Source organism: Pseudomonas batumici, from assembly GCF_000820515.1.
GTDB classification, from domain to species: domain Bacteria; phylum Pseudomonadota; class Gammaproteobacteria; order Pseudomonadales; family Pseudomonadaceae; genus Aquipseudomonas; species Aquipseudomonas batumici.
On the sequence record NZ_JXDG01000048.1, the window covers coordinates 50,064 to 72,203 of the forward strand.

General features: G+C 60.4%; 23 protein-coding genes and 1 pseudogene. 18 read left to right on the forward strand and 6 right to left on the reverse strand.

Going from position 1 to position 22,140, the window contains the following annotated elements; genetic code table 11:
• Positions 1–54 precede the first annotated feature (54 nt).
• Positions 55–237: a hypothetical protein gene (locus UCMB321_RS18560; RefSeq protein ID WP_040069614.1), complete on the forward strand. Its 183-nt coding sequence runs from the start codon at positions 55–57 to the stop codon at positions 235–237.
• A gap of 85 nt (positions 238–322) precedes the next feature.
• On the opposite strand, the gene UCMB321_RS18565 is transcribed toward UCMB321_RS18560, so the two are convergent.
• Positions 323–883 (reverse strand): hypothetical protein, encoded by a 561-nt coding sequence (locus UCMB321_RS18565; protein WP_040069616.1) that lies wholly within the window; start codon positions 881–883, stop codon positions 323–325.
• Positions 884–1,328: 445 nt separating this feature from the next.
• Between UCMB321_RS18565 and pbpG the strand changes: the two genes are divergently transcribed.
• The 3 genes from pbpG to UCMB321_RS18585 all read left to right on the forward strand — a co-directional run bounded on the left by pbpG (position 1,329) and on the right by UCMB321_RS18585 (position 5,865).
• Positions 1,329–2,255, forward strand: a complete 927-nt coding sequence (pbpG, locus tag UCMB321_RS18575) for a D-alanyl-D-alanine endopeptidase (RefSeq protein ID WP_040069619.1) — start codon at positions 1,329–1,331, stop codon at positions 2,253–2,255.
• Positions 2,256–2,498: 243 nt separating this feature from the next.
• Positions 2,499–4,967 carry a hypothetical protein gene (locus UCMB321_RS18580; protein ID WP_040069621.1) on the forward strand — a complete coding sequence of 823 codons (2,469 nt, stop codon included), beginning with the start codon at positions 2,499–2,501 and terminating at the stop codon, positions 4,965–4,967.
• Positions 4,968–5,028: 61 nt separating this feature from the next.
• On the forward strand, positions 5,029–5,865 hold the full coding sequence (locus UCMB321_RS18585) for an AraC family transcriptional regulator (protein ID WP_040069622.1): 837 nt from the start codon (positions 5,029–5,031) through the stop codon (positions 5,863–5,865).
• Positions 5,866–5,871: 6 nt separating this feature from the next.
• Here the strand turns inward: UCMB321_RS18585 and UCMB321_RS18590 are convergent, their stop codons facing one another.
• On the reverse strand, positions 5,872–6,459 hold the full coding sequence (locus UCMB321_RS18590) for a LysE family translocator (protein WP_040069623.1): 588 nt from the start codon (positions 6,457–6,459) through the stop codon (positions 5,872–5,874).
• Positions 6,460–6,648: 189 nt separating this feature from the next.
• Between UCMB321_RS18590 and UCMB321_RS18595 the strand changes: the two genes are divergently transcribed.
• Positions 6,649–6,861, forward strand: a complete 213-nt coding sequence (locus tag UCMB321_RS18595; RefSeq protein ID WP_040069624.1) for a hypothetical protein — start codon at positions 6,649–6,651, stop codon at positions 6,859–6,861.
• Between the two features lie 237 nt (positions 6,862–7,098).
• A complete protein-coding gene (locus UCMB321_RS18600) occupies positions 7,099–7,647 on the forward strand; it encodes a DUF503 family protein (protein WP_040069627.1) in 549 nt (182 codons plus the stop codon).
• Position 7,648: 1 nt separating this feature from the next.
• Here UCMB321_RS18600 and UCMB321_RS18605 read toward each other — a convergent pair whose 3' ends face one another.
• Positions 7,649–8,545, reverse strand: coding sequence for a LysR family transcriptional regulator (locus UCMB321_RS18605; protein WP_040069628.1), 897 nt, complete (start codon positions 8,543–8,545; stop codon positions 7,649–7,651).
• Between the two features lie 139 nt (positions 8,546–8,684).
• Between UCMB321_RS18605 and UCMB321_RS18610 the strand changes: the two genes are divergently transcribed.
• Positions 8,685–10,109 carry an MFS transporter gene (locus UCMB321_RS18610; protein ID WP_040069629.1) on the forward strand — a complete coding sequence of 475 codons (1,425 nt, stop codon included), beginning with the start codon at positions 8,685–8,687 and terminating at the stop codon, positions 10,107–10,109.
• A 36-nt stretch (positions 10,110–10,145) separates the two neighbouring features.
• Here the strand turns inward: UCMB321_RS18610 and yfcF are convergent, their stop codons facing one another.
• Entirely contained in the window at positions 10,146–10,778 is a 633-nt protein-coding gene (gene yfcF, locus UCMB321_RS18615; protein WP_040069630.1) for a glutathione transferase, read from the reverse strand.
• Between the two features lie 262 nt (positions 10,779–11,040).
• On the opposite strand from yfcF, the gene UCMB321_RS18620 reads away from it, so the two are divergent.
• The 11 genes and pseudogenes from UCMB321_RS18620 to UCMB321_RS30230 form a co-directional block, all read left to right on the forward strand.
• Entirely contained in the window at positions 11,041–11,322 is a 282-nt protein-coding gene (locus UCMB321_RS18620; RefSeq protein ID WP_040069631.1) for a DUF3761 domain-containing protein, read from the forward strand.
• A gap of 55 nt (positions 11,323–11,377) precedes the next feature.
• Complete coding sequence (locus UCMB321_RS18625) at positions 11,378–11,851, forward strand: hypothetical protein (protein ID WP_040069632.1); 474 nt, start codon at positions 11,378–11,380, stop codon at positions 11,849–11,851.
• A gap of 240 nt (positions 11,852–12,091) precedes the next feature.
• Complete coding sequence (locus tag UCMB321_RS18630; RefSeq protein ID WP_040069633.1) at positions 12,092–12,721, forward strand: CDP-alcohol phosphatidyltransferase family protein; 630 nt, start codon at positions 12,092–12,094, stop codon at positions 12,719–12,721.
• Positions 12,722–12,798: 77 nt separating this feature from the next.
• The gene (locus UCMB321_RS18635) at positions 12,799–14,556 is read left to right on the forward strand and encodes a bifunctional alpha/beta hydrolase/class I SAM-dependent methyltransferase (RefSeq protein ID WP_040069634.1); all 1,758 of its coding nucleotides are present in this window, start codon (positions 12,799–12,801) and stop codon (positions 14,554–14,556) included.
• Entirely contained in the window at positions 14,553–15,914 is a 1,362-nt protein-coding gene (locus UCMB321_RS18640) for a phosphatase PAP2/dual specificity phosphatase family protein (protein ID WP_052451305.1), read from the forward strand. Before UCMB321_RS18635 ends, UCMB321_RS18640 begins: the two co-directional genes overlap by 4 nt.
• Positions 15,904–16,359 (forward strand): hypothetical protein, encoded by a 456-nt coding sequence (locus UCMB321_RS18645; RefSeq protein ID WP_040069635.1) that lies wholly within the window; start codon positions 15,904–15,906, stop codon positions 16,357–16,359. The genes UCMB321_RS18640 and UCMB321_RS18645 overlap by 11 nt, the downstream gene beginning before the upstream one ends.
• Before the next feature lie 9 nt (positions 16,360–16,368).
• On the forward strand, positions 16,369–16,989 hold the full coding sequence (locus UCMB321_RS18650; RefSeq protein ID WP_040069636.1) for a lysophospholipid acyltransferase family protein: 621 nt from the start codon (positions 16,369–16,371) through the stop codon (positions 16,987–16,989).
• A 1-nt stretch (position 16,990) separates the two neighbouring features.
• Positions 16,991–17,923: a phosphatidate cytidylyltransferase gene (locus tag UCMB321_RS18655; protein WP_040069637.1), complete on the forward strand. Its 933-nt coding sequence runs from the start codon at positions 16,991–16,993 to the stop codon at positions 17,921–17,923.
• 424 nt (positions 17,924–18,347) lie between these two features.
• A complete protein-coding gene (locus tag UCMB321_RS18660) occupies positions 18,348–19,271 on the forward strand; it encodes a hypothetical protein (protein WP_040069640.1) in 924 nt (307 codons plus the stop codon).
• A 47-nt stretch (positions 19,272–19,318) separates the two neighbouring features.
• Entirely contained in the window at positions 19,319–19,969 is a 651-nt protein-coding gene (locus tag UCMB321_RS18665; RefSeq protein ID WP_040069642.1) for a LysE family translocator, read from the forward strand.
• Positions 19,970–20,009: 40 nt separating this feature from the next.
• A pseudogene (locus tag UCMB321_RS30230) lies at positions 20,010–20,236 on the forward strand (phosphatidate cytidylyltransferase); the annotation flags it as partial.
• Between the two features lie 80 nt (positions 20,237–20,316).
• Here UCMB321_RS30230 and UCMB321_RS18670 read toward each other — a convergent pair.
• Positions 20,317–20,595, reverse strand: coding sequence for a DUF3077 domain-containing protein (locus UCMB321_RS18670; RefSeq protein ID WP_040069645.1), 279 nt, complete (start codon positions 20,593–20,595; stop codon positions 20,317–20,319).
• A gap of 711 nt (positions 20,596–21,306) precedes the next feature.
• Entirely contained in the window at positions 21,307–21,831 is a 525-nt protein-coding gene (locus UCMB321_RS30235; RefSeq protein ID WP_084615102.1) for a hypothetical protein, read from the reverse strand.
• Positions 21,832–22,140 lie beyond the last annotated feature (309 nt).

The window sequence follows — 22,140 nt, forward strand, 5'->3', positions numbered from 1 at the left end:
TCCTCGAACACGGTCGGGCCTATAAGGTAGCTCCATAGATCGATGGAGGTCCTCATGGCCAAGGTTCAAATCATGTCCGTTATCGGCAGCGCCGTTCCCGCCTCGCTCAGAGAGCTGGGTCTGCTCGCCTGCTGGTACCTGGTCCGAGACGGTGTCCCCGTCAGCGGACCGTTCACCTCACTGCCGGCGGCCAAGGCTTCGTCGCAAAGCCTGGACCTGCATGCCCTGAGCGCCTGACCGCGCCAAGATTCCCGAAACGTGCGTTGCTCCGCACACCCCTTTGCCCGCACTCGTTGCGGGCTTTTTTATGGGCTCGCGCGCATCAGCCGCGCTCGGCCAGTGCGGCATTGACCTGGGCACGATGGGTGAGCTTCTGCAGGCGCTTTTCCAGCTCGATCATCACCACGCGGTCGCTGCGCCCACTTTCCAGCTCATCGATCAGCGCCTGGGTCACCTGGCGCAGTTCGTGATTGATGACGATCCGATCGTCGTTCAGGTCATGCTTGTGCGACTCGAACAGACGGTGCAGGAAATCCTCGAGGTTGCGCTGGCAGCGATGTCGATCCGTGGCCCGCAAGTGAGCCAGATTGGCACTGATGCGTCCCAGCAGATCCAGCAGCTCGATGCCGAAATAGTGCAGCCGCCGCGCATAGCCCACGTCGTGTTCACGGCGTTGCTTACGCTGTTCCTGGAACTCCTGCTTGCGCTGGATCGCCGGCACACTGATGGCCATCATCAGGCCAACAATCAAGCCCACCGCCTGGACCCAGCCATACCAGTCCGCCGATTTCGGAAAAAATGCAAATCCCAGCAACAGGACCGCCACCATCCCCGCCCAGGCCACCATAGGCAGGTAATCCCTGCTGATCAAACTCTTCGGCATTGCCGGACTCCTGAGTCATTGGATTGCCCCGATGCTAATCGGTGCACAAGGTTGGCACCACAACATGTCAAGCCGGATACACAATCAGGCGCTGCAGCCCTGAAAATAAGGGCTGCCATCCATACAACCGCCGCCCTACCTGAGCTAAAATATGTCTCATGGCCAGCACCACCCCAACCTTCATTGCCGGCCAGCTAGGGCACAGTGTTCAGGTCCTTTTGTCAGCCTATGCGCGCTGGCTGAACTCAACCACGGATTGGACGGAGATCGGAAAGCTCGAAGAGAGAATGGGTACGACGATACAAGCGTAAATTTTGTGTCAGTTAAGCCCAGGATCTACAGAGGTGTGGCAAGTTTCTGAACTATATTCATAAAATGTAACGATTTTTTTCAGAACGACCCGTTGCCAACGGCTTACCCATCATATTTTTGCGAGTCCACCCGCGTGAACATTCGTCATTCCATTTTCGGCCTGGTTTTTGTCTTGGCAGGCGCCGTTATCACCCCCAACGTAGAAGCCCGCGAAACGGGCTCCACCTCCCGTGACCCCCACCACCTGCGAATCGCTTCCGGTAGCGCCCTGGTCATCGATCTGCAGACCAACCAGCCCCTCTACTCCAGCAACCCGGACGTGGTCGTGCCGATCGCCTCGGTGACCAAGCTGATGACCGCCATGGTGGTACTGGACGCCAAGCTGCCGATGGACCAGTACATCTCGGTGAACATCGCCGATACCCCGGAAATGAAAGGGGTGTTCTCCCGGGTCAAGCTCAACAGCGAGCTGTCGCGCAGGGAAATGATGCTGATCGCCCTGATGTCGTCGGAAAACCGTGCGGCGGCCAGCCTCGCCCACCATTACCCGGGCGGTTATGCAGCCTTTATCGCGGCGATGAACGCCAAGGCCAGGTCCCTGGGCATGCTCCACACCCACTATGTGGAACCCACTGGCCTGTCGATCCACAACGTCTCCACCGCCCGCGACCTCAGCAAGCTGCTGATGGCCGCACGTCACTATCCAATGCTGAGCGAGCTGAGCACTACCAAGGAAAAGACCGTGGCGTTCCGCAAGCCCAACTACACCCTGGGCTTTCACAACACCGATCACCTGGTCAATAAAGCCAACTGGGACATCAAGATCACCAAAACCGGCTTCACCAACCAGGCCGGTCATTGCCTGGTGCTCGTGACCAGCATGGGCGGCCGTCCGGTGGCCCTGGTGATTCTCGATGCCTTCGGCAAGTACACCCATTTCGCCGATGCCAGCCGGATCCGCAACTGGATAGAAACCGGCAAGAGCGGCGAAGTGCCGGATGTGGCCCTGCGCTACAAGGCTGACAAGAACCTCAAGAGCCGCGCCGAAGCGGCAAAGTAAGCCCTGATACCGTGGCCCGACTCTTCGGGCCACGTGCTGTTGTGCTTGAGTGCCTGTTCGTGCGGGTCTATCACATGGCCGAACTGGGCCCTCCGGCCTGCCTCGCTGGCAGTGATGTGACCTCGACGGCCTTACTCGATCCGCCGCAAGCGGAGTCAAACCCGCCGCCATAAGCCCGCAGGTGCCGCCGCGCACCCAAACCTGCATAATCGCGCTCCGCCTCCGCCGTACAGGACGTCATCCGTGAGCGCCGCACGCAACCCTACCCGCGAGAACAAGAACATCGGCCGCCTGCTGCTCGAGCTGCTGTGGCTGCTCCTGGTTCTGCTGGTGCCGATTTTCTTCGTAACGATCCTTCCCCCCGCCCTCGCCCTGGCCGTGGTTTTCGCCTGCGCCGCAGGGATGTGGGCCTGCGTGAAGCTCGGTTGGCCCAAGGGCGGACGAGCCTTTGCCCGGCTGATGATCTCGGCGGTCTTCGGCCTGGGCTTCAGCCTCGGGCGGGCACTGCCCGAATACTGGAGTATCGCGGCCGCCTTCCTGGCGATTCACCCCGGGCTTGCCTGCGTGAGCCTCTGGGAAAGACGCCTGGGCCTGGTGACGCCCACCACGGAAAACCCGACCTCGGGCAACGGTGCCAGCGCCTGGGGCGGCCAGGAACCGACGCTGACGCCCGAAGGCGAGCCGATCCGGGTGTTCAACCAGGGCGAAATTGCCATGGGCGGCCCGGTGATGTGCGACTACCTGTTTCCCGACGGCATCCTGCTCGAAGGGCTGGGGGCCTCGGCACGCTTTTCCAGCGACGCCCGCTACTTCGCCGCCCCCATTCCGTCGCGCGGCAACTGGGGCCTGGTGATTCTCGATCGTCCCTTGCGCCGCCTCTATCGCTGCCGTGCCGACCAGTTCTGGGAACTGGACACCTTCAACGAGCAAGGCCTGGGCGGGCGTTACAGCCCGCTGGTGGACAACGGCGCCCACCAGCATTCCCTCGAGGACCTGTTGAAAGACGCCGAAGCTATCGACCTGCTGCCGGTCAGCGATCTCTGGCTGGAGCCCGGGAACTGGCAACAGGCCTTGGCCCGGCAACAGATCGAATATCGCTCCCCCGATGGCCGGCATCTGCTGGAGGGCCAGTTGACCCTGCCCGTCAGCCTGCGGGAACTGGACCAGCCGACCACACCGATCAACCATCCCGATTACCGGCTCAGCCTGGACGGTGTCCCCGCCCCCTTGTTGATCACCGCCCAGACAGCGATCGTCTGGAGCGCCGACAGCCGCAGCCTGGTGTGTATCGCCCGCCCGCTCGAACCGTCAGAACCGCACCGACCACTCTGGCTCTGGCAGCAGGATCGCGGCTGGCGGGCACTGCGCAGTCCCTGGACCAGCGATGACCGCGGCCTCGGCGGATACTGGAGCGATCCGCTGGCGCTGGACGAGCAACAGGTCTGGCTGGAGAGCTACCTGCCCCTGTCGCAACCCGACAACGGGCGATTCGGTTACCAGTTACAGGGTATCCACAGCGACTCGCAAATCCTGGTCGGCCACGACCCTCTGGGCCGCGAGCAGAATGCCGAATGGAAGCAGCCTCGCACCCGCCTGGTCCTGCCGCTGGACAGCGACGGGAGCGAGGCGAGCGTGACCATCGAGTCGGAGCCGCTGCTGGATGGCCTACGGGCCTGTTTCAGCCAGGAACAGGTCGATCAGGACGAGTCCGTCGGCTATCAGTGCCGGATCGGCGACTGGACCCTGCCCGGCCTCTGGCGCCTGGACCATCGGGTCAGCGACTGTTCCCGCTACCTGGCGCTGGTGCCGTTCTCCCCGCATCCTGCGATACCCGACCGTGTGGTGGTCGCCGATCCCCGGCAACGTCGGTTGATCGACAGCCCGCCGATGCGGGTAGCCGGGCTGGTGGATTTCCGCGCCGCGACGCTGAGCGTAGCGGTAATTGTCGGACGCCTTCCCCGGGACGTCGCCAGCACGCCGTTGCAACGTTTTACCGAAGCCGCCCCTGAAGCGTCCCAAGCCGCCGAGTTCTGCCGATACCGCGAAGACTCGCGTCTCTACTACGAACTGCGCAGGTTGCAAGTCGCTGCGGACAGACTGCAAGACTTGCCCACCTGGCGGCAGGTTCATCAGCCACAGATCGCCACCGCCGAAGGCGAGTTTATTCAGCCCTCCCCAACCGGCCAGGATGCCGCCTGGCTGTTCGGCAGCACCACAGAATACGGCGACGATCTGGGCCGAGGCCATATCGCCCGCCTCGGCGGGCACCTGCTGACCGCCTCCGGCTGCGCCCTGTCGGATCTGGCGCCATCCATGGCCTGGTCGCCGAAGGGACGCTACCTGGCGTTGACCCGGCTGTACCTCGACCACCGCGACTTCGCCGACAGTTACACTCGCCGCGCCTGGAAGCTCCTGCTGCTGGACATCGAGGCACGCACCTTGCGCACGGCCCCCGGCTGGCTGGGCAACCGACCACATTTCATCGATTTTGGCGCCGACGCCCTGCACTTGCGCCAGTTCGAAGCGGATTGGGACCTGAGGGATGGCTCCGACCCGGGTACTCGTGTGAAGATCGCCTTGAAAGAGATACTGGAGTGGCCGTCCGAACCCTTGCAGCCTCATGCCGACCTTTGGCTGACCGCAACCGAGGCGACTCATGCCCAGGCTTGGCAAACCCAGGAAAGACCGGAACCGCTTCGGCTTCTGTTGTAGGACCCAGCTACGCTCCTACAGGTCAGTCACTGCCCCCAACATCCCGCACCGGACCCGCAAAATGAGCAAAGCCTCCCCAGCCGCTCCCGATGACAAGGCCCCCTACTTCTGGCGGGACGAACGCCTGCCCTTCATCGAAGCCCGCTCGATCCAGGACGGCCGCAAGGTCTGCTATTCCCGGCATTCCCACGAACATTTCTCTATCGGGGCGATCACCCACGGCCAAAGCACCTATATCAACGAGCAGAATCAATGGCGGGTCGCCGCCGGCACCGTGGTGCTCATGAATCCGGGCGAGGTGCATGCCTGCAACCCCATCGACGACCAGCCCTGGGCCTATCGCATGTTCTATGTCGAAACGCCCTGGCTGACGTCACTGCAACATGAACTGGGGTTCAGCCAGGATCTGGATTTTCGGGCCTTTTCCACCCCCCTCACCACCGATCCGACACTCTACGAAGGCTTGAACAGCCTGTACGAGATCCTGGTGGACGACGACCTCGCGCTCCTGGAAAAACAGTGCGCCCTCGTCGAGTTCTTCACCCTGTTGCAACACCGCTTGAACCCGGCGCCACGGCCGGCTCGGGAGATCAATCAAAAGCTCGAACGGGCCGCGGCCTATATTCACAAACACTGCACCGAAGCCCTGAAGCTGGAGGACATCTGCCAGGCCGCGCAGTTGTCGGCGTCCTACCTGACCCGTGCCTTCAAGCAGCATTACGGCATGACGCCCCACGCCTTCCTCGTCAACCGACGCATCCAGTACGCCCGCAATCGCCTGCGCCGTGGCGGCCTGATCGCCGACGTCGCGCTGGAGGCCGGTTTCGCCGACCAGGCGCATTTCCAACGAGCCTTCAAGCAACACCTGGCCGCGACACCGGGACAGTATCGCGGCTGATCCGCCTCAAGGCAGCAACAGGTAGATCGCACTGAGCGCCAGCAACAATGCCATCAGCCGGTTGAACAGACGCATGCCCCTGGGGTTGTCCAGATAGTGACGCAAAAAGGTCCCGGCAAACGCCCAGCAGGCAATCGAGCCGTAGCAGATCACGAAATACACCGCCGCAAACTGCCACACCAGCCGCGCCTCGCCATTGGCCACAAACGCCCCCATCCCCGCCACGCAGGCCAGCCAGGCCTTGGGGTTGAGCCACTGCATCACTGCGCCGAGCGTCATTGTCGGTTGCTTGCCGGGTTGGCGGGTATTGAGGGAGCCATCGTCGGCGGCCAGCTTCCAGGCCATGTACAACAGGAACGCCACGCCGGCCAACTGGATCCCCCGGGTCAGGCTCGGCACGAACAACAGCAGTTCATTCAACCCGAGGCCGATCAGTACCAGCAACAGAGTGAAGCCCAGGGTTGCGCCGGTCACGTGTCGCAGACTGGCGCGCCAGCCGAACTGCGCACCGGAACTCAGGGCCACGATATTGACCGGGCCGGGCGTGATGGAAGAGGCCAGCGCAAAGGCCGCCATGGAAACAAGAACGCTCATCGTCTACCTTCCGCATGAATGGATGTCGGGCTGAAGGTACCCATGCGTGCAGGCAGCGGTATTGAAGAAAACTCCCCTGGCCAGCCTTTTGTCCCACCGGCGAAATGTTTCATCCAGCCGCGCGCTCAAGCGGCGTAAGATGGCAAAGGCCTTATCCGTACATTGCATCCAGCCTGGGGAAACCGAACCATGAAGCCGAACCTCGTCAAAGTCGCGCAGGCACTGAGCGCCCTGCTGTTGAGCGCCTGCTCCGGTACGAGCACGATGAGCACCAACAGTGCCTGCTATACGGAAAGCTGCAATCAACACTACGACAGCAAACCCGTCACCCAGAGTTTTGGCGGTTCGAACCTGGGCAGCAGCTTCCGTGAGTACGGCACCAGCATGCTGCACGACGACTAAGCTTAATCGCGGATCGGCGGCTGGCTGCCTCCCTGGCAGCCACGTTGATTGGCGTTCAAAAAGCCAGGCCTGGTCCTGCCACTCCATAGGAAATGTCCGACTTTCCACTCAATAGCTTTGCGTCGATTATCTGAATCCGGACCGCTGTCCTCGACAGCCCCTGCCCAGTCCTCGCTTTTGACGGGAGCCCGTCGTCAGGCGGTGCCTTCTGGTCACTTGTCCCTTGCAGGAGATACGATGAAGCTATCGATGAACTTATACGACGCACTGACGACCATCAGCGTGCCCCCGAACAAGGCCAAGGCGGTTGTAAATGCCTGGGAGTCGGATATGGAAAAATTCGCGACAAAGTCTGATCTGCTCCGAACCGAGACACACTTGCAGGCGTCGATCACGGAGTTGGGCTCGGAACTACGTGGCACGATCACGGAGTTGGGCTCGGAACTGCGTGGCACGATCACGGAGTTGAGCTCGGAGCTGCGTGGCATGATCAAGGATCAGAGTGTGGAGATTCGCTCCTTGAGTAACGAACTTCGCTCCGTGAGTACCGAACTTCGCACGATGATTCAAGAACAGGGAGCAGAACTGCGAGCGTCCATCAAGGAGCAAGGTGTAGAACTGCGATCCGCCATTACAGAACAGGGTGCAAAATTCCAGATATCCATTGCAGAAATGGACTCACAGAACAAGATCCTGCGCTGGCAGCTCGGCATCCTGCTCGTCTGTATCAGCGTTCCCGTGCTCAAGCTGGCTTATGACATGCTGATCAAAACCAGCTTGAATTGATTCACTCCAGCTGCGCACACACTTGCCGAAGGCACCCGCGCAACCAGCGATGCGCGGGATCGGCATCCAGCCTCGGATGCCAGAGCATGGCCACCGTGAACGTCGGCAGCAAGAACGGAAGTTCAAAGCTGTGCATGCGGGTACGCAGGTTGCCGGTGTGGCGTTCGGGCACTGTGGCAATCAAATCGGTGGACCGGGCCAGTGACAGCGCGGTCGAAAATCCGGCGACGAACGTGGCCACTTCCCGCGACAGCCCAAGCCGCTCCAGCGCCTCATCGACGGCTCCCTTGTCGAGCTCCCGCCGCGCAACGCCGATATGCTGGCCGGCCGCATAGCGGGCCGGGGTGATCTCCCCCTGACTCAGCGGATGCTCCCGGCGCACCACGCCAATAAAACGATCGCGAAACAGCGCCTGGGTCAGCAGCTCCGGCCCCTGGCTACTACCCACCACACCGGTTTCCAGATCGACACTGCCATCGCGCAGTGGCGCGCTGTCCTTGTCCGGCTTCTGCAGGAAACGCAGGCGCACACCGGGCGCCTCTTCCGCGATCCGGGCAAGCAGCGCAGGACCGAAGTTCTCCACGAAACCGTCGCGGGTACGCAACGTGAAGGTACGAACCAGTTGCTTGAGGTCCAAGTGCCCGGCAGGTCGCAACACGGTTTCGGCGTCCTGCACCAACCGAGCGACCCGCTCGCGCAATTCCAGCGCCCGGGGTGTCGGCACCAGACCGCGCCCGGCCCTGACCAGCAGTGGGTCGCCGGTGGTTTCCCGCAAGCGCGCCAGTGCTCGACTCATTGCCGAGGGGCTGAGGTGCAAGCGTCGGGCCGCGCGCGCCACACTGCCTTCGGCCAGCAGCACATCCAGGGTGACCAGCAGATTGAGATCGGGTGTGGACATGGACCACTCCGTGGCATGGCTTGATCGGATAGCGCGTCAAACGCACGAGTACAGTGCAAATGCTGCGCCTTCCGCCATGTTAGGCGTCGGCGTAGATTTCTGACAGCTCCACGTTGGGAGCGGCCGAAAGAGAGTCAGGATGAAACCGATCATTGCAGGACAAGATGCGCTCGCGATGGACAATGCACCACACCCACCTTCGGCGCGCTGGGCACTGGCCGGCTTGTCGCTGTCCATGCTGCTGTCGTCCCTGGGCACCAGCATTGCCAATGTCGGCCTGCCCACCTTGGCACAGGTGTTCGACGCCTCCTTCCAGGAGGTGCAATGGATCGTCCTCGCCTACCTCCTGACGATCACCACCCTGATCGTCAGCGTTGGCCGGCTTGGCGATCTCACTGGTCGCCGCCGCCTGCTATTGGCCGGCATCGTCCTCTTCACCCTGGCCTCGACGCTGTGCGGTTTCGCCCCCACGCTGGGCCTGCTGATCGCTGCCCGGGCACTGCAAGGCCTCGGCGCGGCGATCATGATGGCCCTGACCCTGGCGTTTGTCGGCGAGACGGTGCCGAAGGCCAGGACCGGCAGTGCCATGGGCTTGCTGGGCACCCTGTCTGCCATCGGCACCGCCTTGGGCCCGTCGCTGGGTGGTTTCCTGCTCGCCGGGCCCGGCTGGCGCGCGCTCTTCCTCATCAGCGTGCCGCTGGGCGTGCTGACGTTTGCACTCAGCTACCGCCATCTGCCCGAGGATCGTCAGGGGACACGGCCCGAACGAAGCGGTTTCGACCCCTTGGGCACACTGCTGCTGGCGCTGACGTTGGCGGCTTATGCATTGGCCATGACCTTGGGACGCGGCCACTTCGGCCCGCCCAATATCGGCCTGCTGGCCGCGGCAGTCCTCGGCCTTGGCCTGTTCGTGCTCACCGAGACGAAGGTTGCCTCGCCACTCATTCGCCTGGCGATGTTGCGCGACCTCAGGTTGAGCGGGAGCCTGGCCATGAGTGCCCTCGTCTCGACAGTGATGATGGCGACGCTGGTGGTGGGTCCGTTCTACCTGGCCCGAGGGCTCGGGTTGGACGCGGCAGGGGTCGGGCTGGCCCTCTCGGTCGGCCCCTGTGTCTCGGCGCTGACCGGGGTGCCCGCCGGCCGGCTGGCGGACCGCTTTGGCGCACAGCGCATGACCGCTGTCGGGTTGATGGCCATGGCGATCGGTTGCCTGGCGTTGTCGCTGTTGCCGCAAACACTTGGACTGGGCGGCTACATCAGCCCGCTGATCGTTGTCACCTTCGGCTACGCCCTGTTCCAGGCATCCAACAACACCACTGTCATGAGCGAGGTCGGGACGCAGCAACGAGGCGTCGTCTCCGGCCTGCTCAATCTGTCGCGCAATCTCGGGCTGATTACCGGGGCTTCGGCGCTGGGTGCGGTGTTCACGTTCGCCTCAAAGGCCGCCGACATCGCCAACGCGTCTCCCGAGGCTGTCGCCAGCGGCCTGCGGGCGACCTTCGCCACGGCACTGGTGCCGGTTGTCAGCGCCCTGGCCATAGCGTTTGTCGTCAGGAAACGATAAGCACCGATTCCTGCTGGCTCTGCGCAATGTCGCCCACTACAGCGCAGGACGTTGAAACCTGACCCACTCCTGCACGGAAGCTCGCTGCCATTGGCGCTGCGCGTATTCCACCAGCACAGCTGGTACGGCGTCACCGTTGAGTACCAGGCGGTTGAGCATCAGCGCCAGGTCGACATCGGCAATCGACCATTGATCGAACAGGTTCTCGCGGCCATCCGCCAGGAGCGCTTGTGCGGCCGCGAACAGCTTGCGCGTCGCCGCCTCGGCCACTGGCGACAAGGGGCCCGACTGGATGCCATAGAACACCACCAGGGTGGAGCGTTCCTGCCGGATAGGCATCAGGTCACTGCGCAGCCAGGCCTGGATCTGCCGGGCCTTCGCGCGCTGTTGACGGTCTTGCGGATAAACCGGCACCTGCGGGAAGGTTTCTTCCAGGTACTCGGCAATCGCCGACGACTCGGACAAGGCGAAGTCGCCATGCACGAGGGTAGGCACCCGCTGGGTCAGCGACAGGCTGGCATAGCCATCGGCCTGGTTTTCCAATGTGTCGAGGTCCAGCGGAATCACTTCGAAGTCGATGCCCTTTTCCCGCAGCACCACAAAATCCGACATCGCATAAGGGCTGGTGAATTGAGCGTCAACGTACAGTTTCAGGCGGGAATCACTCACGACACATCTCCATATCCATAGGTGGGAGAGGACACGCTACGAGATTCGACGGCATAAATGAAATGCGCGATTTTCATGCGCACATTCCCGGCGGGAATACTGTGGTTTCAGCGGTCCGAGGCTCGCTGTACGCAGCAGGACAGACGCTGCATCGACGAAATACCAAGACCGATTCCAAATTGCTACCATCCTGATCGAAAGGAACGTACGGTAATCACACCCGTATGGATCTCCCCCCTGTACACCAAGGATCGGTCAGCCAATGAAACCCGCCTACGTGGCGCTTGCCGCCTGTTTGATTTTCCAGCCCGCTTTCGCAAGGTCCGATACCGATCGTCAGGTAGTCACCCCCGACGAAGCGCAACTGATCGAGCACGGCTCGTATACGAATAAGGACGGAAAAACCGTACACCGTCCCGCCCACACCCAGTCAGATCGAGTGCCGGAGGGCGCCACGGCCAAGTGCCGCGACAAGACTTACAGCTTTAGCCAACACCGGCGTGGTACCTGCTCACGGCATGGCGGTGTGATGGCTTGGTTGTAGAGAGCGTCCAGGAAATGACGAAGCACTCATTCGCAACCCTTCAGGTAGCCAGATAATGACGAAACCCTTTTGTGCCACCCTCGCCTTCGCATTGCTCCTCGCGCTATCGAATGCAGCCTCTGCTCAAACGCCTCATGAAGCAGCTCGCAGTTTCGTTGCCCAATCGCATGCTGGCGATGATCTCGCGGCCATTGCACTGTCGGCCGCCAAGCAGACGCAAACCTATGGAATGCTCGTTGCAAAGCTGGGGGCTGCCGACGCCAATACCGCGTTGTCGAACGAGATCAATGCGCTACTCCCGCAGTACCAGCCTAGATGGGACGAGAACCTTGCTACCGCTTACGAGAAGTCTTTTTCTCCAAAAGAACTGTCATCACTCGCGTCTGAAGGTCGAGCATCAAAATACGCAGGCACAGTGATGGAGCGACAATCCAAAATCGGGAAATACATGCAGTCAAGCTCAAGCCCGATTCTGATTTCCCTGATAACCGAAGCACTCAAGGCAAGCCTTACCAAACAGGGCTTGTAAGCCAGGGCTACGGAGCGACGATCTCGACAACCGGCCTCGCAACCCTTTCATGCATTTCCGGCATCCTGGCTGATCGGTTTGTTTCTTGAATATGCCTGACCGCACACATTTTTATCCGGAACCTGATGTCAGGCCCTGTCATTTCTGGCAATAATCCATCCGTTTGCCAATAAGCGGTCTCTCCTGCTCGCAGGAGCCCCAGGCCCCGCTCACCGCCCTCGGACAAGGACCGTCGCCGCCATGCCTTCGATCTACCAGCTCAAGCCTCGCTTTCAGAACCTGCTGCGGCCTGTGGTCCAGCGCCTCTTCGACAATGGCACCAGCGCCAACCAGGTCACCCTGAGCGCCGCCGTGATTTCCTTGCTGGTGGGCGCCGTGGTCGCGACCTTCGCCGGGCACGCCTGGGTGTTCCTGATCATCCCGCTGTGGATGATCCTGCGCATGGCCCTGAACGCCATCGACGGCATGCTCGCCCGGGAGTTCGGCCAGCAATCGAAGCTCGGCGCCTACTTGAACGAACTCTGCGACATCGTCGCCGACAGCGCGCTGATCCTGCCGTTTGCCCTGTTGCCCGAGGTCAGCCTGCTGACGGTGCTGCTGGTCACCCTGCTGGCGCTGTTCAGCGAATACGCCGGTGTACTGGGGCCGATGATCGGTGCCTCGCGGCGCTACGACGGTCCCATGGGCAAGAGCGATCGCGCCTTCGCCCTGGGCGTTATCGCCACCGCAGTTGCCTTCGGCCTGATCAACGCCCAATGGATAAATGGGTTGTTCGCGCTGATGGCGGCGCTGCTGCTGGTCACGCTGGTCAACCGGGTACGACAAGGTTTGAAGGAAGCCGGGACCACTGCGGAACAACCGGCCGAATAACCTGAATCTCAAAACCGCTCCCACAGAGATTGGCTTCACGCCCCCCACTCGCCAAGATCCGGCAAAAGGACATTGCAATGCGCGACGAGCAAACCCAGACCTTCAGCACCCATGATGGCGTCGAACTGTTTTATCGCCATTGGCCGGCCACCGCGCCTGTCGCCGGCGAGCCACGCAAGGCCATCCTGCTGTTCCACCGGGGGCATGAACATTCCGGGCGGATTGCCCACCTGGTGGATGAACTCGACCTGCCCGCCTTTGATTTCTTCGCCTGGGACGCCCGTGGCCACGGCCAGTCGCCGGGCGCGCGCGGCGACAGCCCGAACTTCGCCACCAGCGTGCGCGATGTGCAAACCTTCTGCGATCACCTCGGCGCCACATTCGATATCGCCGAGGAAAATATCGCGGTGATCGCCCAGAGCGTCGGCGCGGTGATCGTCGCCACCTGGGTTCACGATTACGCCCCCAGGATCCGCGCCCTGGTGCTGGCCTCCCCGGCCTTCAAGGTCAAGCTCTACGTGCCTTTCGCCCGCCCGGGCCTGGCCCTGATGCGACGCTTTCGCGGCAACTTTTTCGTCAACAGCTACGTCAAGGCCAAATTCCTCAGTCACGACCCGCAACGCATTGCCTCCTATGACAGCGATCCGCTGATCACCAAGGCCATTTCGGTGAACGTCCTGCTCGGACTCTACGAGGCCGCCGACCGCGTGGTCGCCGATGCCAATGCGATCCAGGTGCCGACCCAGCTGCTGATTTCCGGCGCGGACTTCGTGGTCCATCGCAAACCCCAGGAACAATTTTTCCAGCGCCTGGGCAGCCTGAAAAAAGAACGACACGTTTTGCCCGGTTTCTTCCACGACACCCTCGGCGAGCGCGACCGGCATCTGGCCCTGGGCCGCGCCAAGCGGTTCATCGAACAGAACTTCCTCTCGCCGGTCAACCGACCCGCCCTGCTCGATGCGGATCGCCTCGGCGAGACCTGCGCCGAATCCGAGGCACTGGCAGCGCCCCTGCCGCGCAACTCGCCGCGCGATCTCTACTGGCGCCTGACCCGCGCCAGCATGGGCCTGGGCAGCCAACTGTCGGCCGGGGTCAAGCTCGGCTTCGACACCGGTTTCGACTCCGGCAGCACCCTGGACTACGTCTACCGCAACACCCCCACCGGCCACACCGCGCTGGGCCGGATGATCGACCGGAACTACCTGAACTCCATCGGCTGGCGCGGCATCCGCCAACGCAAACTGCATGTCGAGGAGCTGCTACGCCTGGCCATGACCCGGCTGCGCGAGCAGGGCCGCGAAGTCCGGATCGTCGACATCGCCGCCGGCCACGGGCGCTATATCCTTGAAGCCCTGCAAGGGGTGACACCGCTGCCCGAGTCGATCCTGCTGCGCGACTACAGCGATATCAACGTGCGTGACGGCAGCGCGCTGATCGTCGAAAAAGGCCTGGGAGATATCGCCCGGTTCGTCAAGGGCGATGCCTTTGACCGCGCCGACCTGGCCGCGCTGGAGCCCAAGCCGAGCCTGGCAGTGGTGTCGGGCCTGTACGAACTGTTCGCCGACAACGGCATGGTCGGCGATTCCCTCGCCGGGTTGGCCGAGGCCTGCGAGCCGGGGGGTTATCTGGTCTACACCGGACAACCCTGGCACCCCCAGCTGGAACTGATCGCCCGCGCCCTGACCAGCCACCGCCAAGGCCAGGCCTGGGTCATGCGCCGGCGCAGCCAGGCGGAAATGGACCAGTTGGTGGAAGCGGCCGGGTTTCGCAAGATCAGCCAACGGGTCGATGAATGGGGGATCTTCAGCGTATCCCTGGCGCAACGCGTGCAATGATGATCACCCCTGCTCGCGAAGCCGGCCTGCTGAAACGGGCCGTGCTGTGGCTGATCCTGCTGGCGCCGTTGTTCTTCGCCAGCTACGGCTTTGCCACCTGGTACACCGCCCGACGCAGCGACGTCGGCAGCTACGTGTTCGGCTGGGAAAGCCACATGCCGTTCTGGGCCTGGACCATCGTGCCCTATTGGTCCATCGACCTGCTTTACGGTTTGTCGCTGCTGCTGCCCAGGAACAAGCGCGAGCTCGATCGACACGCCTTGCGCCTGCTGACGGCCCAGTTCATCGCCGTCTCCTGCTTCCTGCTCTGGCCGCTGACCTTCACCTTTCCCCGACCACCGCTGGACGGCGTGTTCGGCTGGCTGTTCGCGGTGCTGGCGGGCTTCGACAAACCCTTCAACCAGGCGCCTTCGCTGCATATCGCGTTGCTGGTGATTCTGTGGGTCATGTACCGCCGGCATTTCGCCGGCGCCGGGCGCTGGCTGGTGCACGGCTGGTTCGCGCTGATCGGTGTGTCGGTGCTGACCACCTATCAACACCACTTTATCGACGTCCCCACGGGCGCCCTGGCCGGCTGGTTGTGCGTATGGCTGTGGCCGGATGACCGTGCCAACCCGTTGGCCGTGGCGCGCCTGGCACGCGATGACAAACGCCTTGCCCTGGCCGCTCGCTATGGACTGGGGGCCGCGCTGTTGGCCATCGCGGGTTTCGGCTTCGCCGGTGTCGCGTTGTGGCTGCTCTGGCCGGCGCTGGCGCTGTTGCTGGTGGCGCTCAATTACGCAGTGTTCGGCGCCCAGGGCTTCCAGAAACGCGGCGACGGCAGTTTGAGCCCCGCTGCACGCTGGCTATTTGCGCCTTACCGGGCAGGCGCCTGGATCAATTCGCGACTCTGGACAAAGTCTCATCCTCAGCCCGACCAGGTCATGGATAACCTGTGGCTGGGGCGACTGCCAAGCCGACGCGAACTTCAGGCCAGCCCGTTCGCGGCCATCGTCGACCTGTGTGCCGAACTGCCGCTGGCCCCTCAGGGCCGGGCCTATTGCGGCATCCCCGTGCTGGACCTGATCGCACCGTCAGCGGAGCAATGCCGACAAGCCGCCCTGAGCATCGAGGAACTGCGCCCGCACGGACCGCTGCTGGTCTGCTGCGCCCTGGGCTATTCGCGCAGTGCCACGGCGATCGCCGCCTGGTTGCTGCACAGTGGTCGCGCGACAGCGATCGATGAGGCCATGGCGCTGATTCGCGCCGCCCGTCCCGGGGTGGTCTTGCATCCGCAGCATCGCCAGGCGCTGGAAGCCATGATCCAGCTCATGCCCGGAGAGACGTCCGCTCGCCTGAGGAGCGCCGATGCCCGCTGACCTGCAACTGCATGTGGTCGCCAGCCTGCTGCGGCGCGGCCGTTCGCTGGACCAGTTATCCATGGGGCTGAGCGTACTGGGCGTTCTGCTGGGCCTGGCGCCCCTGCTCTTCAGCATGATCAGCCTGTGGTGCCTGGTGATCAGCGCATGGTTGGTGCTATCGGGCCTGCTGCAAAAATACTGGGCCTTTCGAGTCGCTTTCGACGCCGATCTGTTCCAGTTGATGGCACAGGACCCCGGCAACCTCAGCGACCGTACCGAGGCGCTGGACCAGGCCCTGCAAGACCTTGGCCTGCAACCGCGGCAATCCGCCACCCGCCCCTGGGCCGAGCGCAGCCGTGGCGCGCTGGGCCTGCTCAAACGTCAGGCGTTGCTGGTGATCGTACAAATTTCCCTGCCACTGCTCGTCATCCTGGCCAGCCCCTGGCTGCCCTTCGCCGGATAAGGAATCGTCATGCTCGAACCCGTGGTTGCCACCCTCATCACCTCCGGCGCCCGCCTGATCACCGGTGCCCGCAGCCTGTGGATCGGCTGCGGGCCCGATCCGGTGCAACGCATCTACTTCGCCAACCACAGCAGCCACGGCGATTTCGTGCTGCTCTGGGCCTCGTTGCCACCGGCCCTGCGCACACTCACACGGCCGGTCGCCGGCGCCGACTACTGGAATAAAAGCGCCCTGCGCCGCTACATCATCAGGCGGGTCTTCAACGGCGTGCTGATCGACCGCGAACGCAAGGAGCCCGGAGACAATCCGCTGCAACCGATGCTCGATGCGCTGGAACAAGGCCACTCGCTGATCATTTTTCCCGAAGGCACACGCAACCAGGAGGACGGCCTGCTGCCGTTCAAGAGCGGGATCTTCCACCTGGCCCGGGCCTATCCACAGGCGCAGCTGATTCCGGTGTGGATCGCCAACCTCAACCGGGTAATGCCCAAGGGCCGTGTATTGCCCCTGCCCCTGCTGTGCACCACCAGTTTCGGCACACCGCTGCGACTCGAAGAAGACGAAAGCAAAGAATACTTCCTGCAACGCAGCCGCGATGCGCTGCTGGCCCTGGCACCGGAGCAACACTGAAATGGATAGGCAGACCCTGATGTTGTTCGCCGGGATCGGCATGATCCTGGTCCTGGCTTCGCTGATCGGCTTCGTTCTCAAATGGCGCACCCGGGGTACCCCGAACGCGGTCATCGACAACCTCAATGCGCGGATCAATGCCTGGTGGGTGATGGTGCTGGTGATCGGTGTCGCCTTCTGGCTCGGTACCGGGGCGGTGATCCTGCTGTTCTATGCGGTGTCCTTCTACGCCCTGCGCGAGTTCCTGACCCTGACGCCGACCCGACGCAGCGACTACCCGGCGCTGGTGGCGGCGTTCTACCTGGCGCTGCCGCTGCAGTACCTGCTGATCTATAGCGACTGGTACGGACTGTTCTCGATCTTCATTCCGGTCTACGTGTTCCTGCTGCTGCCGATCCTCGCTTCGCTCGGCGGTGACAGCACGCACTTCCTGGAACGCGCCTCGAAGGTCCAGTGGGGGCTGACGATTGCGGTGTACTGCGTGTCGTTCGTGCCGGCGCTGCTGACCCTGGACATTGCCGGCTACGAGGGCCGCAACCTGCTGCTGATCGCTTACCTGGTGATCGTGGTGCAGTTGTCCGACGTGCTCCAGTACGTCTGCGGCAAGCTGTTCGGCAAACGCAAGATCGCGCCCAACCTGTCGCCGTCGAAAACCGTCGAAGGCTTTGTCGGCGGTATTGCCTTGGCCTCACTGATCGGTGGTGCTTTGTTCTGGATTACCCCGTTCAAACCCTGGCAAGCGGTGCTGATCGCGCTGTTGATCAACCTGCTGGGGTTTGCCGGTGGCATCGTCATGTCGGCGATCAAGCGCGACCGCGGGGTCAAGGACTGGGGCCATATGATCGAAGGTCACGGCGGCATGCTCGACCGGCTGGACTCGGTGTGCTTCGCCGCGCCGATCTTTTTCCATCTGGTGCGGTACTGGTGGACGTGAGGGGTGTCATCTTTTCGGAAGTGCCGGAATAACGCCCTCAAAACCCAGCTTTACCAGGCCAGATTCGTCGACACAAACGTAGACCACGCACTTGGCATTTGCGATGCCTCTGGCGAACTGCACACCCAACAAAATGTTTACAAAGTATTTCTAGCATATTAGACTTTCCCTTAGTGAGAAGAGGATCTTCTCACTAAGGGAGCTGTGCCAGTGAAAGGAATGACATCTCATATGCTAATTGCCGCTATTCAAACGCCCTAGAACTCCGGCAATACCCCCCCTACTTAATTTTTCATATCCCGCATCCATAGCGGCACTTTGCTGCGCGCCATGCCTGGGCTATGGAAAAATGAGTCAGGCTCAATAGCATACGGAAATATCTCACACCGCCAAAACGCATCAACCAACAAAATATGGAGCTGTAATGATCAATGAAAAGTTTCAAGTAACCGAAGATCAGGTGACGAAGTTTCGCAAACAGGGCTTCCTTTTTCTAAAAAATTTTTACAACAGAGACATAACCGGTTATTTGACATCAACCATTGGCGAGCGTATCTCTACGCCTACTGACAAATACCAGAGCGGCTTTAGCCGTTTGGCATTTGATATGTATGATGGCGACCCGATGATTGCCAGCCTTATTCAAGATGACCACTTCAAACAGGTCATGAACAGGTTGACGGGTAAAACCATGTTTTTTGCCCAGGCTCTTTCCTTCGAGCTTGAAAAAAAGAAAAACAAGGGTTTCCCCTGGCATATCGGTACGCAAAGTTTCGGCTATCATCAGGCGCAAGACTATGGCTGCACCATCTGGGCACCCTTGGTCAATATCGATCCCAAAGGGCAACGAGGCGGTATGGCGTATGTCCCTAAAGACGCCGTATCAGGTGCGTTCATGTATGAACACGTCGACCCTGCAATCTTCCGACTCCTGTCGGAACGTATTGAGCGGGGCGAGGAGACCACCATTGATGAATTCGTGCACCTTCGTGATGGTCCTTTGAATGACCCGGCGATCAAAAAGATACTGGACCACTTTGCCGTCGAGGACGAATTCGAGGTGGGCGACGCGCTCATTTTCGACAAGAACGTGATTCACCGAAGCATCATGCTGGAGGATGGCCCCGTAGACTCGCGCGCAGCGTTTGTCATGCGCTTCTTCTGCGAGACCAGTACCTATGACTATCGTCGCGCTCATGACCTTGAAATTCCCCGCGAGCATTTCAAATACTCTGGTCCGACGCGCTTTCACTTGGAAGTGGCAAAGGAACAAGGCGAACGGCTTGTTGACAGCCCGTACTTTGAAGGCCAAGCGTACCGCTCGCTGAAAATTTCGAAAGCAAGCTGACTAATAAGAAGGGCTTACGCCCTTCTTTTTTTACGTGGAGATAGACAGTGGAAGAATATATTTTTTACGTGACGATATCATGCCTGACGATCGCCAGCCCGGGTCCTGGGGTGTTACTGACATTGACAAACTCGCTCACCTATGGACTGAAGAACGCTTTGCCCGGAATCCTTGGGGTGGCCCTCGGCATGGGGGGGATCTCTATCATTGCGGCAAGCAGTGTCGGGGCGATTATTTCCAGCTCTGCCTGGATGATGAGCGCCGTCAAACTAATGGGGGCGGCTTATCTGATCTACCTGGGTTTAAAGTTGCTGCGGTCCAAGCCAAAATTCCAAAGCAATCTCAATGAAATAACGCACTCTGAATACACCCCCAGTGTAACAGCCCGGTTCAGGCAGGGGTTTTTAATTTCGATGCTCAACCCCAAACCAATCGTTTTTTTCATGGCTCTTTTTCCGCAATTCATAAAGGCAGACCAACCCTTCGCTCCTCAATTCACATTGTTGGCATCCACATTTTGCATACTGGTGCTCTTGATTCACTTCACCTATGCCTATATCGCCACCTCAGCACGACAAAAAGTTTCTCTTGGCAGAGGTTTTTTGATCGTCAATAGAATTGGCGGGGTTGTATTTATCTGTTTCTCAGCCGCACTGATTTTCTCCATAAACTTTAGCTTGATGCTCAAAAGCGTATAAAACCCTCGTACCCAAAATGGGTATCCCCTTTTCCAGTAGGCTGTTCTGGATTACCCCGTTCAAGCCCTGGCAAGCAGGGCTGATCGCGTTGCTGATCAACCTGCTGGGGTTTGCCGATGGCATCGTCATGTCGGCGATCAAGCGCGACGCGGGGTCAAGGACTGGGGCCATAAGATCGAAGGCCACGGTGGCATGCTCGAGCGGTTGGACTCGGTGTGCTTTGCCGCACCAATTTTCTTTCATCTGGTGCGCTATTGGTGGACGTGAGGGGGGGGGGTTGTGTAGAGCGCTAGGCGGGGAGTCAGGCTCCCCGCTTCGTAGGGCGCATAGCACGTCCCCTTTTCGCTCTATACCGACTCCCCACGCAGCATCCCCTGCGTCAAATCATCAATCACCGCCTTACCCATTTCCCCCAGATAATGCGATGCCCAGGCGTAGCGCTCGCCATCCGCCTCCAGTGCGGCATCCAAGGAAAGTGCTTTGGCGCAATACAGCAGGAGGGAGGCGTGTTCCATAGCCTCCAGAATGGGGACACCGGGATTAACGCGAAAAAGCTCACGGCCTTGGGAGCCGCACGTGGAAAAAGTGATAACACCCAGGGTCTTGCTTGAAGGTAGGTTACTCATTGAGCACCTCCAGCGATGGCTTGGATGCTGAGGTTTGAAAACTGAAAACATGACTCCGTAAAAACGACCATATGCATGACTCCTAATGTAGGGAGTTGCCACATTCGTTCTCAGGCGAAGGGTGGCAGCTGTGCGCAGGCTGAGAAACCGGGACAATAGGAACCCGGCAGACCGCGAGGCCTCCCGCGCACAGCCGCCATGACACAGACGTGCGGACACAAAAATAGCGCCAGCAGTCTAATGGATGGTGGCGCCTGTGCGCCTATTGTTTCACGGATTCTCAGGCCCGGTCGCTGAATGGGCAGCGACAACTCAAGGATAGCGGAGCACCCGAAGCACTCAAGCCAGCATTTGAAGCGAAACATTTCAAAGACCAACCGAGCTGGGCCTGGGGCCCCCTCATAACACACTGACCCCGGTGGAACTTCGATGCCAAGCCATTGCGGCATCTCCATGCGGCCTTCCGCCATTTATAGGTCGTCGGCTGTTTCGCCTGAAGGGCGAGTCAGGTGATGGCCAGCCAACCAAAAAGGGACTGGGCGCAAACCATGAAATCCGAGTGGCGTCCGGCCGTCACCGCCTGAGTGGGTTGTAACCGGGTCGTCTGCCAAGTGAGCCCGCTGGGACTGGACGTGCTTTGCACGAGCCACAGTTCTGTGACACGTTCTGGACAGCGCCCTTTCTGTAACCCCTTTGGCTCGGAGGTTACAACTACAGCTGCCAGAATGTCAGACAAACCCCATATTCATCGAGAAGATCATCAGCAATTTCAAACTGAAACACCTTCTCTGGAAAGCAGTCTGATAACGCGCGCTTCCAATATCTAGTGATCTGCTCGGCAAACAAATGACAAAGACGATAATCTTCTTCCGACAGGCCAACCTTAAATACGGGTCGGTTCGGCGCATCTTCCCACTTTGAAAAGAACTGATTTATTGAAAAAACATTTCTGTATCGTTCAACGTCTCTACGCGATGCACTTTGTTCCAACACACCAGCTTCAGTCTCAACCAGTCCCTTCAAATAATTTTTTTGAGGTTCGTATTGCTGAGCGTTAGGCTGCCAGAAAACGTGGCCATCAAATTCAATAAAATCAGGAGAAAGCAAACCTAGAACAGAAATTGCTTGCTCCAATGAAACCAAGTGCCCTACATATGAAAAAAACTCTCCGGAACCAATATCCGAAACAAACAGATTCAACGACTCTTTAGAAATACTACCCTGATAAATTTTCATCAATTCAACCCTAAACTATCAAGAACCGACTGAGGAACATTTCCCTCAAAGGCTTTTGTGTCATTTCCCTTCTTGGGGAAATATGTCCCATTCGGTGCCTGGTTCCATTCGACCACCTTAATCCGTACAAAAATGGGACAGATTTATTTTCAGACACAGCCGGTAGGCCCGCCCCTCCCAAATCGCTGAATGGCACCCTCAACCTTACTAACAAAATAAGCGTTAGCTGTCAGCGGCCCTAAAAATAAATCTGAGAATCATCTGGCCGGCCTCCCCACCTCACGGAGGTGGCGCAAAATTCAAGGTGCG